Raw genomic sequence first — 12,965 nt, 5'->3', positions numbered from 1 at the left:
CAAGCCATGAAAATCGCTGCCGCAGCCTACCCCCTCGACTGGCTCCCCTCGCTCGCCGCCTACGAAGCCAAACTCTCCACCTGGGTTGCCGGTGCCGCGGCGCAGGGCGCGCAGCTGCTGGTCTTCCCGGAATATGGCGCGATGGAGCTGGCCTCGCTTGCCGGCAGGGAAACCGCCGCCGATCTGGAGGCGGCGTTGCGTGAGGTGGCCAGCCACCGGAACGCCGCCGACGAAATCCACCTCAGCCTCGCCCAGACCCACAACGTCCATATCCTCGGTGCTTCCGGCCCGGTCTACACCGGCGACCGGCCCGTAAACCGTGCCACGCTTTATGGTCCGCACGGCATCATCGGCCATCAGGACAAGCTGATCATGACGCGGTTTGAACGCGAAACCTGGGATGTCGTGCCGGGGCAGGGGGTGCAGGTGTTTGACACGCCGCTAGGCAAGATCGGCATCATCATCTGCTATGACAGCGAATTTCCCCTGCTGGCCCGCGCCATGGCCGAACAGGGGGCCGAGATTCTGCTGGCCCCGTCCTGCACCGACACGTTTGCGGGTTTTACCCGGGTGCGGGTTGGCTCAATGGCGCGGGCGCTGGAAAATCAATGCGTTGTGGTGCATGCGCCCACGGTGGGCCCCTGCGACTGGTGCCCGGCGGTGGATGAGAATGTGGGCCGCGCGGCGGTTTACGGCCCGCCTGACCGGGGCTGGCCCGAGACCGGCATTCTGGCCGAAACCGCGCTGAACGTGCCGGGCTGGGCCGTGGCGGAAGTGCACCTTTCCGAGATTGCCCGCGTGCGCGCCGATGGCGGGGTGCTCAATCACCGGCATTGGGCGGAACAGGCGGCGCGGGTGGGCAGGCCCTGAGAGCCACAGCAGCGGCGCGCATGGCGGCTATGCGGCAGGCCCCGCCTGCGACCAAAGTAGCATGCTGCCGCGCCGAACCCCGGCCAAGCCCCTGATAACATGATGGCCGTCCCGCCACCGCTGGCCGCCGCGCTATGGCCTGCCACCGCCCTCATTGCCCCGCCCCGCGCATTTTCCCCTTGAAAATCAGCGAATCCCGGCGCATTTACCGCCCGAGCCTGCGCAGGACGCGGGCCAACCCTTATTGGAGAGACCATGGCCAAGGAAGATACGCTCGAATTTCCCGGTGTCGTCAAGGAACTCCTGCCCAACGCGACATTCAAGGTCGAGCTCGACAATGGCCATGAACTGATCGCAACCATGGCAGGCAAGATGCGCAAGAACCGCATCCGCGTTCTGGCAGGCGACAAGGTGCAGGTGGAAATGACCCCCTATGACCTGTCGAAAGGCCGCATCAATTACCGCTTCAAGTGACGGCAGCGCAGGCCATGCCATGCGCCTGATCCTCGGCTCGGCCAGCCCGCGCCGCAAGGAACTTCTGGCGCAACTGGGCATCACGCCTGACGCCATCCTGTCCCCCGATATCGACGAAGACCCCCGCAAGGGCGAACTGCCGCGCCCCTATTGCGTGCGGATCGCGGCGGAAAAGGCGGCGGCGGTGCCTGCTGGCCCGGATGACATCGTGCTGTGTGCCGATACAACGGTGGCCTTGGGCCGCCGGATCTTGGGCAAACCCGCGGATGCCGGGCAGGCGGCGCAGTTTCTGCTGGCCTTGGGCGGACGGCGGCATCAGGTGATCACGGCGCTGGCGGTGCGCCGGGGCGAGCGGCTGTGGGCCCGTGAAGTGGTCAGCGACGTGAAGATGAAACGCCTGTCGGATGTGGAGCTGAACGCCTATCTGGCCAGCAATGAATGGCAGGGCAAGGCCGGCGGCTATGCCATTCAGGGGCTGGCGGGGGCGTTCATTCCGTGGATGTCAGGCTCGTTCACCGGCATCGTGGGCCTGCCCCTGGCCGAAACTGCGGCCCTGCTGGCGACGGCGGGCTACAATGTGTATCGGAGAGACGCATGATAGGCCGGGTTGTGGCGCTGGGTCAGGTGCGGGGGCAGGATGCTGCCGCGCTGATCGTGGACGGGCAGTTGCAGGATCTGCTGATCGACCCTGCAAGCGAAGCGCCGGTGCCGGGTGCCATCTACCGCGCGGTGGTGGACCGGCAGATGAAGGGGCAGGGCGGGGTTTTCGTGAAACTGCCCGAAGGGTCAGGCTTTCTGCGCCAGGTGTCGGGGCTAGCACCGGGGCAAAGCGTGCTGGTGCAGGTGACGGGCGCTGCCGAGCCGGGCAAGGCCGTGCCCGTGACCAGTCGGTTGCTGTTCAAAAGCCGTCTGGCCATAGTCACGCCCGGGGCGCCCGGGCTGAACGTGTCACGCCGCATCCGCGAGGAAGATACCCGCGACGCGTTGGAGGCGCTGGCAGCTGATGCCATGGCAGGCTCTCCCGCCGATATGGGGCTGATCATCCGCTCTGCCGCCGAAGCGGCGGATGAGGATGAGATTGCCGACGATATCCGCGCGATGCGCGATCTGGCGGTGGCGGTGCTGGCCGATACCAGCGGCGGGCCGGAACTGCTGGTCGATGGCGCGGGCGCGCAGGAAACGGCGTGGCGCGACTGGTCAGACCCGGCCCCGGATGAGGTGGCCGAAGGGCCCACGGCCTTTGCCGACCATGGCGTGCTGGAGATGATCGACGCGCTGCTGACGCCGCATGTGCCACTGCCGGGCGGCGGCCACATGATGATCGAACCCACCCGCGCGCTGGTGGCCGTTGATGTGAACACCGGGCCAGACACGTCGCCCGCCGCCGGGATGAAGGCCAATGTCGCCGCCGCCCGCGACCTGCCGCGCCAGCTCAGGCTGCGCGGCTTTGGCGGGCAGGTGGTGGTGGATTTCGCCCCGATGCCGAAACGCGACCGCGCGACACTGGAACAGGTGCTGCGCGCCGCCTTCAAGGGCGAGGCGGCGGAAACCAGCCTTGCCGGGTGGACGCCGCTGGGCCTTTACGAACTGGTGCGCAAGCGTGACCGGCTGCCGCTGGCCGAAGTGCTTTCGGGGCTGCGGAAGTGACCTGTCCGATCTGCGCCAAGGACGCCGATCCGAAGTATCGCCCCTTTTGCTCACGCCGCTGCGCCGATGTCGATCTGGGCCGCTGGCTGACCGGCAGTTACGCCATCCCCGCCGAACCGGTGGACCCTGACGCCTGCGACGAAGACACAGACCTGCGCGACAGGCCCTCACACCACTGACTGCCCAACACCGCCCGGCACGCAGATTTTTTCCCGCCCCCTCTGGACAGCCCCTGCGCCCTCGCATAATACCGCTCCACGAGAACGGATCGCCGTTCGCTTGTGTGCCCGGATAGCTCAGTTGGTAGAGCAGCGGATTGAAAATTCGCGTGTCGGCGGTTCAAATCCGTCTCCGGGCACCATAAAATACCCCGATACAAACCGATCCTGAAAATCCGTTGCACCCGCAATTCAGGGCGTGGGTTGCCCTGTGACATCGTGTTTTCTGCAGGGGCAGGATTCAACACAGCGATTGCATGGTCGCAGGCCGCATTGTCCGGCCTGTCGCGGATCGGAGCGTGGCAAGTCGATCTGACCAACCGCCGAACTCTGCCGACTGCAACGGCGGATGCATCGCATCATTCACTTGACGGCAGAAAGCAGGCCCCATCCCAAAGCCGGACGGGGCCAACGGCACTGGCTGGCTATAGCGTGCTGGTCGGTGCCCCGCCCTCAAAGCGGTTGCCGTGGCGATAGTCGCAGGGCGCTTCCTGCATCTCCAGATGCAGGCGGTCGCCGGTATAGGGATGCGCGCGGGCCACATCCTCGTCAAAGGCGATGCCAAGGCCGGGGGCGGTGGGCGGCAGGATATAACCATCTTCCCAGGTGATCGTGTGACCGATCAGTTGCTGGTGGAACGACCCGCCGGTCTCAATCGTTTCGGCCATCAGGATGTTGGGGATCGAGGCGGCGAAATGGATGTTGGCGGCCCATTCCACCGGCCCGGCATACAGATGCGGGGCCATTTCGGCGTTGAACACCTCGGCCATGGCGGCGATTTTCTTGGCCTCCCAGATGCCACCTACGCGGCCCAGTGCCGGTTGCAGGATCTTCACCCCGCCCAGCCGCAGCAATGCGCCGAATTCGGCCTTGGTGGTCAACCGCTCACCCGTGGCCAGCGGGGTTTTCACCGCCGCCGCGACCACGGCGAATTCGGCCAGATTGTCTGGCGGGATCGGTTCTTCATACCACAGCGGGCCATAGGGGTCGATCGCATGGCCCATGCGGATCGCGCCCGGCGTGGTGAACTGGCCATGCGTGCCGAACAGCAAATCCGCCCGGTCGCCCACCGCCTCGCGGATCGCCTTGCAGAAGGCGGCGGAGCGGCTGATATCGGACAGCGCCGGTTCATGCCCGCCCCGGATCGTATAGGGCCCGGCAGGATCAAACTTCACCGCCGTGAAGCCCAGATCGACAAAGCGCAGCGCCGCTTCGGCCGCCATGTCGGGCGAATGCCAGAAGTCGGGGGAATATTCGCCCGGCGCAGGGTAAAGATAGGTGTAGGACCGGATGCGTTCATTCACCATGCCGCCCAGCAGCGCCCAGACGGGGCGGCCCCTCGCCTTGCCCAGAATGTCCCAGCAGGCAATCTCCAACCCCGAAAACGCGCCCATCACCGTAGGGTCTGGCCGCTGGGTGAAACCAGCGGAATAGGCGCGGCGGAACATCCATTCGATGTTTTCCGGGCTTTGGCCCTGCATGTGGCGGGTGAACACATCCTCGATCACCGCATTCATCGCCTTTGGCCCGACGGTGGAGGCATAGCATTCGCCATAGCCGGTGATGCCGTCATCCGTCGTCAGCTTCACAAAGGTCCAGTAGCGGCCCCCCCAGCCGGGCGAAGGTGGGGCGACGGTGAAAATTTCGAGGTCTTTCAGGCGCATGGGCGGGCCCTCTGTTGCCGGCAGAGCCGGGGGTTTCACACCCCCGGACCCCCGTGGGATACTTATCGACAGAAAATGTCGCAGAGTCAGTGTGTGGGGGAGTGTGGTCTGGAATCGCGCGGGCCTGCGACATGCAGCAGCATGGCAGCGACCATCAGGGCCGACGCCAGCAGGAACGGCGCGCCGGGGGCAAAGACCGGCGCGGAAGGGCCGGTGAACAGGCTGAAGGTGTTAGTCATGATCAGGGGGGCCGTGATCATGGCGATGGCGGCAAGGCTGGCCAGCACGCCCTGCAATTCACCTTGGGCATTCTCGGGTGTCTGGCGCGACAGGATGGCTTGCAACGCGGGGGTCACCACGCCGCCCAGTGCGGTGATCGGTGTCAGCAGCAGCGCCCCGGTGCCCGAGGTGATCAGCCCCAGCGCGGCGAGTGTGGTGATATCCACCCACATGCCATAACGCGCGGCGCGGTGTTCGCCAAAGCGGCGGATCAGCGGGCCGACCAGCAGTGCCTGCCCCAGCGCGAAGCTGATGCCATAGACGCCCAGCGAAAAGCCGATCATGCCGGTATCCCAGCCAAAACGCGCCTGCCCGTAATACGCCCAGATCGCCGGATAGACATTCATCGCGATGGAAAGCAGCAGAAACACCGCCAGCGGCCTGCCCAGCCCCGGCAGGCGGCCGACGGCCCGCAGGGCGCCCAGCGGGTTGGCACGGGCCAGCGCGAAGGGGCGGCGCGTGGCATCGGTGACGGTTTCGGGCAGGATCAGCGCGCCGAAGATCAGGTTGGCCCCGGCCATCGCGGCGGCGGCGTAGAACGGCGCGCGGGTATCGATGCCCGCCAACAGCCCGCCGATCAGTGGCCCCAGCACGAACCCGATGCCGAACCCCGCGCCGATCAGGCCAAAGCGGCGGCCCCTGTCCTCGGGCGGGGTGATGTCGGCGATGAAGGCGGTGGCGGTGGAGAATGTGGCCGAGGTGATGCCCGCCACGATGCGCGCCAGCAGCAACAGCCCGATGGTGGGGGCCACGGCCATCACCAGATAGTCGACCGCCATCACCGCCAGCGAGATCAGCAGGATCGGGCGGCGGCCGTAACGGTCGGACAGGCTGCCCATCAGCGGGCCGAACAGGAATTGCATGACCGCAAAGGATGTGGCCAGAAACCCGCCCCAGACGGCGGCCTGGGCCAGCGATCCGCCGGTCACTTCCTCGATCAGGTCGGGCATCACCGGAAAGATCAGCCCGATGCCGATGGCGTCCAGCGTCACAGTGGTCAGGATGAAGGTCAGGGCAAGGCGGGGGTTACGCATGGCGGCATCCGGCCCGGGATGCGGGCGAGGTGATACTAGGGCGGGTTATGGGCAAGGGAAAGGCCGGGTTTTGGCCGGTGTGGGCAGGCGGGTGGCCTTGCCTGCACAGTTGTCGCTCACCAAAAGCGGAGAGTCGCATTTCCAGACAAGAATGTTGAAAGAAGCCAAGCTTCCCCGGCATCAGCTTTGGCAGAACGGCTGCGTTCATCGTGGTTTGTGAGGCTATGTTCAGAAAACACGTGGCCTGAAAAATCGCCGCAAACATTGCAAAATCACAAACCCGTTCAGGCCGCAAACCGTGCCAGCGCCTGCCCGAACACCTCGGCCCCGACATTCCCGCCCGAGGCGGTGACGATCACCGCATCGCCCGCGATCTGGTCGCGTCGGAACAGGGCCGCCGCCAGCGCCACAGCCCCGCCCGGTTCCAGCACCAGTTTCAGCCGCAGAAAGGCCAGTGCCATGGCCGCCAGCGCCTCGTCATCCGTCACCGACAGTCCCGGGCCGCACAGCCGCCGCAGGATCGGAAAGGTAAGCTGCCCCGGTTCCGGCGTCACGATGGCATCGCAGATCGAGCCTGAAAGCGCGGCATTGCGCTGGATCGACCCCGCCGCCACCGACCGCGCGGCATCGTCAAAGCCTGCGGGTTCTGCCGTGCGCACGCGCAGGCCGGGGGCGCGGGCCTCCAGCGCCAGGGCGGTGCCCGAGGTCAGCCCGCCGCCACCACAACACACGATCACATCGGCCTTTGTGACGCCCGCCTCGGCGGCCTGTTCGGCGATCTCCAGCCCCATTGTCCCCTGCCCGGCAATCACCTGCGGATCATCATATGGCCGTATCAGCGTCAGCCCGCGTTCGGCGGCCAGCGCCGCGCCAATGGCATCGCGGTTTTCGCGGGCGCGGTCATACAGCACCACTTCGGCCCCCAGCGCACGGGTGTTGGCGATCTTCAGCGCGGGCGCGTCGGCGGGCATGACGATCACGGCGCTGGTGCCGTGCTGTGCGGCGGCCAGCGCCACGCCCTGCGCATGGTTGCCCGAGGAAAAGGCGATGACGCCGCGCGCCCGCATGTCAGCGTCAAGCGCCGACACGGCAGACCACGCGCCGCGAAACTTGAACGATCCGGTATGTTGCAGGCATTCGGCCTTGACCAGAACCCGGCGGCCCGCGATCTCATCCAGAAAGGGCGAGGCCAGCAGCGGTGTGCGCCGCGCCCGGCCTGCCAGCCGTTGAGCCGCTGCTTCGATCATGGCGATGCTGGTCATGTGGTGTCCTTCGAATCAACGGCTTGCAGGAAGGCATGCAGCGCGGTCAGGCTTTCCGGCTCGTCCAGAAACGGGATATGCGCGCGGTCGGGCACCTCGGCAATTGTCATGTCAGGGCGGCGGCGGCGCATTTCGGCGGCCGTTTCCTCTGACAGGAGGTCGGAATTGGCCCCCCGGATCAATGCCAGCGGCAGGCCTGCGCAGGCGTCGAACAGCGGCCAGAAATCGGGCGTTTGCGCTTGAAAGCCAGCCAGGAACGCCTCGCGCAGCGTGGGGTCATAGGTGATGGCCAGCCCGGAGCCGGTGGCGGTGTAATGCAGCACGGCCTCGGCCATCCAGCGGTCTGGCGGCACATTGGCAAAGCCAGGCATGTTGCGGGGCAGGGCGGCGGCCAGTGCTGCATGGGTCTTTGACGCAGGGTTGCGGCCCACATAGTCGAAAATCCGCTCCAGCCCCTGCCGCTCGATCACCGGGCCGATGTCGTTCAGGCACAGGCCCAGCAGGCGGGGCCGGGCCACGGCGGCCAGCATCATGCCGATCAGCCCCCCGCGTGAGGTGCCCAGAACCGCCGCCTGCGCGATGCCCAGATGATCCAGCAACGCCAGCGCATCCTGCGCCTCTTGCGGCACGGTGTAACTGGCGGCCCCGGTCCATTGTGACGCCCCGCGCCCCCGGTAATCCATGCGGATCAGGCGGCAGGGCGGCAGATGCGGCGCCATGTAGGCGAAATCGCCCATGGTGCGGGTCAGGCCGGCAAGGCACAGCAGCGGTGTGCCCTGGCCCTCGTCGGCATAGGCCAGCCGGGTGCCGTCGGGGGTGGTGAAAAACTGCGGGGTCATGCCTGTCCTGAAAGATCGGGAAGGGTTGAAAGGTCGGGCAGCGCAAGGTCAGGCCGGTGCGGCAGCCGGTCCACCGGCTGGCCCGCGCGGTTCACCCAGACCGTGCGAAAGCCAAAGGCACCGGCCCCGGCAACATCCCAGCCATTCGACGACACGAACCGCACCTGATCGGGTGCTACGCCGAACCGCTGGCCCACCAACGCATAAACCTGCGGATCGGGCTTGTAGGCGCCGATCGCCTCGACCGACAGCACGTCATCCAGCAGCCCTTCGATGCCGGCCGAGGCGGTTGCGGCGGCAAGCATGCCCGGCGTGCCGTTTGACAGGATCGCCGTGCGCAGGCCCCGTGCCCGCAGGGCGGCCAGTGTGGCCGGAACCTCGGGGTAGGCGGGTAGCGTCTGATACAGCGCCAGTAGGCGCGCGCGCAGGGTGGGGTCGGGCAGACCCGCAGCCTCCATCGCCCAGTCCAGCGCATCGGCGGTGACGGAGGCGAAATCGGCATGCTGGCCCATGATGCGGCGCAGCCAGGTGTATTCCAGCTGTTTGCGGCGCCAGTCCTCGGCCAGCCGGGGCCAGAGCGCCGCCAGCGCGCTACCGGGTTCGGCAGCAGCCCGCGCGGCACCGGCCACGTCGAACAGCGTGCCATAGGCGTCAAAGACATACAGCGTCACAGGCATGGCCACCTCCGCCGCCGAAAGTTGCACAGCTTTGGGCCAAGGGAAAGCGGCTTGCGGGCGGGACAGGGGCCAGACCTGGCCAAAGGTGCCGGGGCGCGTCAAACGCGCCGCTTGCCCCCTGCTGCCCCAGCGCCTAAACCCGATAGCGTGGAACAGGGAGAGGCCGATGGCTGGGCAGGATGAGACGGAACGCGCGCCATCAAAACGGGTGGGGGCGCTGCGTGGCCTGTTGCCGTTCATGGCACCCTATCGCGGGGTGACGCTGGCCGCGCTGGCAGCATTGGTGCTGACCGCCGCTGTCAGCCTTGTGCTGCCGCTGGCGGTGCGGCGGGTGATCGACGGTTTCGCCGCCAACAATGCCACGCTGCTGGACCAGTATTTTGCCGCCGCCCTTGCCGTCGCAGCCCTGCTGGCTGCGGGCACCGGCCTGCGCTATTACCTTGTGACCCGGCTGGGCGAGCGGGTGGTGGCCGACATAAGGCTGGCACTGTTCAACCGGATGATGGGCATGAGCCCCGCGTTTTTTGAACGCATCCTGACTGGTGAGGTGCTTAGCCGCCTGACCACCGACACCACGCTGATCCTGTCGGTCATCGGGTCGTCAGTCTCGGTCGCCTTGCGCAACGTGCTGATATTGTTCGGCGGGCTGGTGCTGCTTTTCTTCACCTCGGCCAAGCTGTCGGGGCTGGTGCTGCTGATCGTGCCTGCCGTGGTGGTGCCGATCATCGTGCTGGGGCGGCGGCTGCGCAACCTTTCGCGCGAAAATCAGGACTGGATCGCGCAATCGTCGGGCAACGCTTCCGAGGCGCTCTTGTCGGTGCAGACGGTGCAGGCCTTCACGCATGAGCCGCAGTCGCGCAGCGCTTTTGCGGTGATGACCGAACGGTCGTTCCAATCGGCCAAGACCCGCATCGGCACCCGGGCGGTGATGACGGTGATCGTGATCTTTCTGGTGTTCACCGGCATCGTGGGCGTGCTGTGGATTGGCGCGCGCGACGTGCGGGCAGGGGTGATGAGCCCCGGAGAGTTGATCCAGTTCCTGATCTATGCCGTGATGGTGGCGGGGTCGGTGGGGGCGCTGTCGGAAATCTGGGGCGAGTTGCAGCGCGCGGCAGGGGCCACCGAACGCCTTGGCGAGTTGTTGCATGCCGACGATCCGGTGCTTGACCCTGTGGCACCCGTGGCCCTGCCGCGCCCGGTGCGGGGCGAGATCGCGTTTCAGGGTGTGCGGTTCCGCTACCCCGCCCGGCCCGAGGTGTCGGCGCTGGACGGGATTGACCTGCTGGTGCAGCCCGGCGAGACCGTGGCGCTGGTGGGGCCGTCGGGCGCGGGCAAGACCACGGTGCTGCAACTGTTGCTGCGCTTCTACGACCCGCAGGGCGGGGCCGTGACCATTGACGGGGTGGACCTGCGCAGCATGACCCGCGCCGATTTCCGCGCGGCGGTGGCGCTGGTGCCGCAGGATCCGGTGATCTTTGCCACGTCTGCGCGTGAAAACATCCGCTTTGGCCGCCCCGGTGCCACCGATGCCGAAGTCACGGCGGCGGCAGAGGCGGCGGCGGCGCATGATTTCCTGACCGCGCTCCCGCAGGGCTATGACACCTATGTGGGCGAACGCGGCGTCATGCTGTCGGGCGGGCAGAAGCAGCGCATCGCGCTGGCCCGTGCGATCCTGCGCGATGCCCGGATCTTGCTGCTGGACGAGGCGACAAGCGCGCTGGATGCGGAATCGGAACGTGCGGTGCAGGCGGCGGTGGAACGGCTGGCGCAGGGCCGCACCACGCTGGTTGTGGCGCACCGGCTGGCCACGGTGAAAAAGGCCGACCGCATCGTGGTGTTCGACAAGGGCCGGATCGTCGCCACCGGCACGCATGATGCGCTTGTGGCCGAGGGCGGGCTTTACGCGCGGCTGGCGCGGCTGCAATTCACCGATGGCATGGTCTGATCTCTGACGTTGCGTTGCGCGGGGTGGTTTGTCTTGCGACAGGGGGCAAAACCCCGCATCTTTTCCGGCAGCTAAATGTCCCGGACGAACCGGGATGCAGGGGAGGAGGACACCATGGGAACATTTGCATCCCGCGCCGATCTGAAGGCCATCGAGGATGAGGGCGCGTGGCGCGACCTTGACGTGGCCCGCACGATGTATGGCTTTGTGACGCGCACGAAAGACCGGCACGGGGCACGGCCTGCGATTTCGTTTCAACTGCTCTCGGGGCCTGGTGACAAGGCCTGCACGCTGACATGGGCGCAGTTGCACGCGCAGGTGACACAGGCGGCCAACATGTTCCGGTCACTGGGTATTTCGGAAACCGACGTGGTGGCCTATGTGCTGCCCAATTCCCTGGAAACCGCCGTGACCCTGCTGGGCGGGTCGGTGGCGGGCATCGTGAACCCGATCAACCCGCTGCTGGAGGCTGACCAGATCAGCGCGATCCTACGCGAGACCAAGGCCAAGGTCGTGGTCACGCTGCGCGCCTTCCCGAAAACCGATGTGGCGCAGAAGGTGGCCGAGGCGGTCAAACATGCGCCGGGCGTGAAAACCGTGCTGGAGGTGGACCTGAACCGCTACCTCACCCCGCCGAAAAGCTGGATCGTGCCGCTGGTGCGCCCGAAAAACCCGGTCAGCCACACGGCCAACGTGAAATCCTTTGCCGCCGAGATGAAAAAGCAACCTGCCGACCGGCTGACGTTCACCGACACGCAGGCCGACAGGGTGGCAGCCTATTTCCACACCGGTGGCACCACGGGCATGCCCAAGGTGGCGCAGCACAAGGTTTCCGGCATGGTCTATAACGGCTGGCTGGGCGCGAAACTGCTGTTCCGCGAAACCGATGTGGTCATCTGCCCGCTGCCGCTGTTCCATGTGTTCGCGGCCTATCCGATCCTGATGTCGATGATCGCTTCGGGCGCGCATGCGGTGTTCCCCACCCCGGCGGGATACCGCGGCGAGGGCGTGTTCGACAATTTCTGGAAGCTGATCGAACGCTGGAAGGTCAGCTACATGATCACCGTGCCCACGGCGCTGGCAGCGCTGATGCAGCGCCCGGTCAATGCCGATGTGTCCAGCCTGCGCGGCGCGTTTTCGGGCTCTGCCCCGCTGCCGATCGAACTGTTCAACCGTTTTGAAAAGGCGACGGGCGTGCAGATCATCGAAGGCTACGGTCTGACCGAATGCACCTGTCTGGTGTCGGTGAACCCGCCGGACGGGGCCAAGAAGATCGGTTCGGTCGGGTTGCCCTTCCCGCATACCCATGTGCGGATCCTGCATTCCGATGCCCAAGGGGCGGTTACGCGTGAATGCGGCGTGGACGAGGTGGGCGAGATCTGCGTATCAAACCCCGGCGTGTTCGAAGGCTCGACCTATACCGAGGTGGACAAGAACCGCGGCCTGTTCGCCGAAGGCCGTTATCTGCGCACCGGCGATCTGGGGCGGATGGATGCGGACGGCTATCTTTACATCACCGGCCGGGCCAAGGATCTGATCATCCGGGGCGGGCACAACATCGACCCGGCCGAGATCGAAGAGGCGCTGATGGGCCATGATGCGGTGTCGTTCGTGGGGGCCATTGGCCAGCCCGACGCCCATGCAGGCGAATTGCCCTGCGCCTATGTGGAACTGGTGAAGGGGGCGTCGGTCAGCCAGGCCGAACTGCTGGACTATGCCCGCGACCACATCCACGAACGCGCGGCGGTGCCGAAATACATCGAGGTGCTGGACGAATTGCCGAAAACCGCCGTGGGCAAGGTGTTCAAGCCCGACCTGAGGCGGAAGGCGATCAGCCGGGTCTACGATGCCGCGCTGAAGGAGGCGGGATTGCCCCTGCATGTGGCGGAGGTAGTGGAAGACAAGAAGCGCGGGCTGGTGGCCCGGATTGCCCGCGCGCCGGGGGTGGAAGATGCCGCCGTGCAGAAGGTGCTGGGCGAATTCACCCGTCCCTGGGAATGGGCGGCCTGAGACGGGCGAATTTTCTGCGAAAATTCAGGGGGGCTTTCCGCCCCCC

12 protein-coding genes and 1 tRNA gene are annotated in these 12,965 nt (G+C 66.4%); 8 read left to right on the top strand and 5 right to left on the bottom strand.

The window, feature by feature from the left end; all coding sequences use genetic code 11:
- The first annotated feature begins 6 nt into the window (after positions 1 to 6).
- The 6 genes from GEU84_RS16965 (at position 7) to GEU84_RS16940 (ending at position 3,352) form a co-directional block, all read left to right on the top strand.
- Complete coding sequence (locus tag GEU84_RS16965; protein ID WP_152828259.1) at positions 7 to 870, top strand: carbon-nitrogen hydrolase family protein; 864 nt, start codon at positions 7 to 9, stop codon at positions 868 to 870.
- A 255-nt stretch (positions 871 to 1,125) separates the two neighbouring features.
- The gene (gene infA / locus GEU84_RS16960) at positions 1,126 to 1,344 is read left to right on the top strand and encodes a translation initiation factor IF-1 (protein WP_152828258.1); all 219 of its coding nucleotides are present in this window, start codon (positions 1,126 to 1,128) and stop codon (positions 1,342 to 1,344) included.
- A gap of 19 nt (positions 1,345 to 1,363) precedes the next feature.
- Positions 1,364 to 1,942, top strand: a complete 579-nt coding sequence (locus tag GEU84_RS16955; RefSeq protein ID WP_152828257.1) for a Maf family protein — start codon at positions 1,364 to 1,366, stop codon at positions 1,940 to 1,942.
- Positions 1,939 to 2,991, top strand: a complete 1,053-nt coding sequence (locus GEU84_RS16950) for a ribonuclease E/G (RefSeq protein ID WP_152828256.1) — start codon at positions 1,939 to 1,941, stop codon at positions 2,989 to 2,991. The genes GEU84_RS16955 and GEU84_RS16950 overlap by 4 nt, the downstream gene beginning before the upstream one ends.
- Positions 2,988 to 3,170, top strand: coding sequence for a DNA gyrase inhibitor YacG (locus GEU84_RS16945; protein WP_174539942.1), 183 nt, complete (start codon positions 2,988 to 2,990; stop codon positions 3,168 to 3,170). Before GEU84_RS16950 ends, GEU84_RS16945 begins: the two co-directional genes overlap by 4 nt.
- Before the next feature lie 106 nt (positions 3,171 to 3,276).
- Positions 3,277 to 3,352: transfer RNA gene (locus GEU84_RS16940), tRNA-Phe, on the top strand.
- Between the two features lie 282 nt (positions 3,353 to 3,634).
- On the opposite strand, the gene GEU84_RS16935 is transcribed toward GEU84_RS16940, so the two are convergent.
- The 5 genes from GEU84_RS16935 to GEU84_RS16915 form a co-directional block, all read right to left on the bottom strand.
- Positions 3,635 to 4,873, bottom strand: a complete 1,239-nt coding sequence (locus tag GEU84_RS16935; protein ID WP_152828255.1) for a mandelate racemase/muconate lactonizing enzyme family protein — start codon at positions 4,871 to 4,873, stop codon at positions 3,635 to 3,637.
- An 86-nt stretch (positions 4,874 to 4,959) separates the two neighbouring features.
- A complete protein-coding gene (locus GEU84_RS16930; RefSeq protein ID WP_152828254.1) occupies positions 4,960 to 6,186 on the bottom strand; it encodes a TCR/Tet family MFS transporter in 1,227 nt (408 codons plus the stop codon).
- A gap of 284 nt (positions 6,187 to 6,470) precedes the next feature.
- Complete coding sequence (locus GEU84_RS16925) at positions 6,471 to 7,448, bottom strand: threonine ammonia-lyase (protein ID WP_152828253.1); 978 nt, start codon at positions 7,446 to 7,448, stop codon at positions 6,471 to 6,473.
- Positions 7,445 to 8,287 (bottom strand): alpha/beta fold hydrolase, encoded by an 843-nt coding sequence (locus tag GEU84_RS16920; RefSeq protein ID WP_152828252.1) that lies wholly within the window; start codon positions 8,285 to 8,287, stop codon positions 7,445 to 7,447. Before GEU84_RS16920 ends, GEU84_RS16925 begins: the two co-directional genes overlap by 4 nt.
- On the bottom strand, positions 8,284 to 8,964 hold the full coding sequence (locus GEU84_RS16915) for a haloacid dehalogenase type II (RefSeq protein WP_152828251.1): 681 nt from the start codon (positions 8,962 to 8,964) through the stop codon (positions 8,284 to 8,286). The genes GEU84_RS16920 and GEU84_RS16915 overlap by 4 nt, the downstream gene beginning before the upstream one ends.
- A 166-nt stretch (positions 8,965 to 9,130) precedes the next feature.
- Between GEU84_RS16915 and GEU84_RS16910 the strand changes: the two genes are divergently transcribed.
- Positions 9,131 to 10,909: an ABC transporter transmembrane domain-containing protein gene (locus GEU84_RS16910; protein WP_152828250.1), complete on the top strand. Its 1,779-nt coding sequence runs from the start codon at positions 9,131 to 9,133 to the stop codon at positions 10,907 to 10,909.
- Between the two features lie 114 nt (positions 10,910 to 11,023).
- Positions 11,024 to 12,919 (top strand): acyl-CoA synthetase, encoded by a 1,896-nt coding sequence (locus GEU84_RS16905; protein ID WP_152828249.1) that lies wholly within the window; start codon positions 11,024 to 11,026, stop codon positions 12,917 to 12,919.
- Positions 12,920 to 12,965: the final 46 nt, after the last annotated feature.

This window comes from Fertoeibacter niger (genome assembly GCF_009380135.2).
Classification (GTDB): Bacteria; Pseudomonadota; Alphaproteobacteria; order Rhodobacterales; family Rhodobacteraceae; genus Fertoeibacter; species Fertoeibacter niger.
This window is presented reverse-complemented; position numbering and strand designations above follow the sequence as displayed.

What these genes read in the sequence shown, in the direction of transcription:
- GEU84_RS16955 (WP_152828257.1), top strand. Translation starts at nt 1,364, where the DNA reads ATGCGCCTGATCCTCGGCTCGGCCAGCCCGCGCCGCAAGGAACTTCTG.
- GEU84_RS16935 (WP_152828255.1), bottom strand. Translation starts at nt 4,873, where the DNA reads ATGCGCCTGAAAGACCTCGAAATTTTCACCGTCGCCCCACCTTCGCCC.
- GEU84_RS16950 (WP_152828256.1), top strand. Translation starts at nt 1,939, where the DNA reads ATGATAGGCCGGGTTGTGGCGCTGGGTCAGGTGCGGGGGCAGGATGCT.
- GEU84_RS16905 (WP_152828249.1), top strand. Translation starts at nt 11,024, where the DNA reads ATGGGAACATTTGCATCCCGCGCCGATCTGAAGGCCATCGAGGATGAG.
- GEU84_RS16965 (WP_152828259.1), top strand. Translation starts at nt 7, where the DNA reads ATGAAAATCGCTGCCGCAGCCTACCCCCTCGACTGGCTCCCCTCGCTC.
- infA (WP_152828258.1), top strand. Translation starts at nt 1,126, where the DNA reads ATGGCCAAGGAAGATACGCTCGAATTTCCCGGTGTCGTCAAGGAACTC.
- GEU84_RS16930 (WP_152828254.1), bottom strand. Translation starts at nt 6,186, where the DNA reads ATGCGTAACCCCCGCCTTGCCCTGACCTTCATCCTGACCACTGTGACG.
- GEU84_RS16920 (WP_152828252.1), bottom strand. Translation starts at nt 8,287, where the DNA reads ATGACCCCGCAGTTTTTCACCACCCCCGACGGCACCCGGCTGGCCTAT.
- GEU84_RS16915 (WP_152828251.1), bottom strand. Translation starts at nt 8,964, where the DNA reads ATGCCTGTGACGCTGTATGTCTTTGACGCCTATGGCACGCTGTTCGAC.
- GEU84_RS16910 (WP_152828250.1), top strand. Translation starts at nt 9,131, where the DNA reads ATGGCTGGGCAGGATGAGACGGAACGCGCGCCATCAAAACGGGTGGGG.
- GEU84_RS16925 (WP_152828253.1), bottom strand. Translation starts at nt 7,448, where the DNA reads ATGACCAGCATCGCCATGATCGAAGCAGCGGCTCAACGGCTGGCAGGC.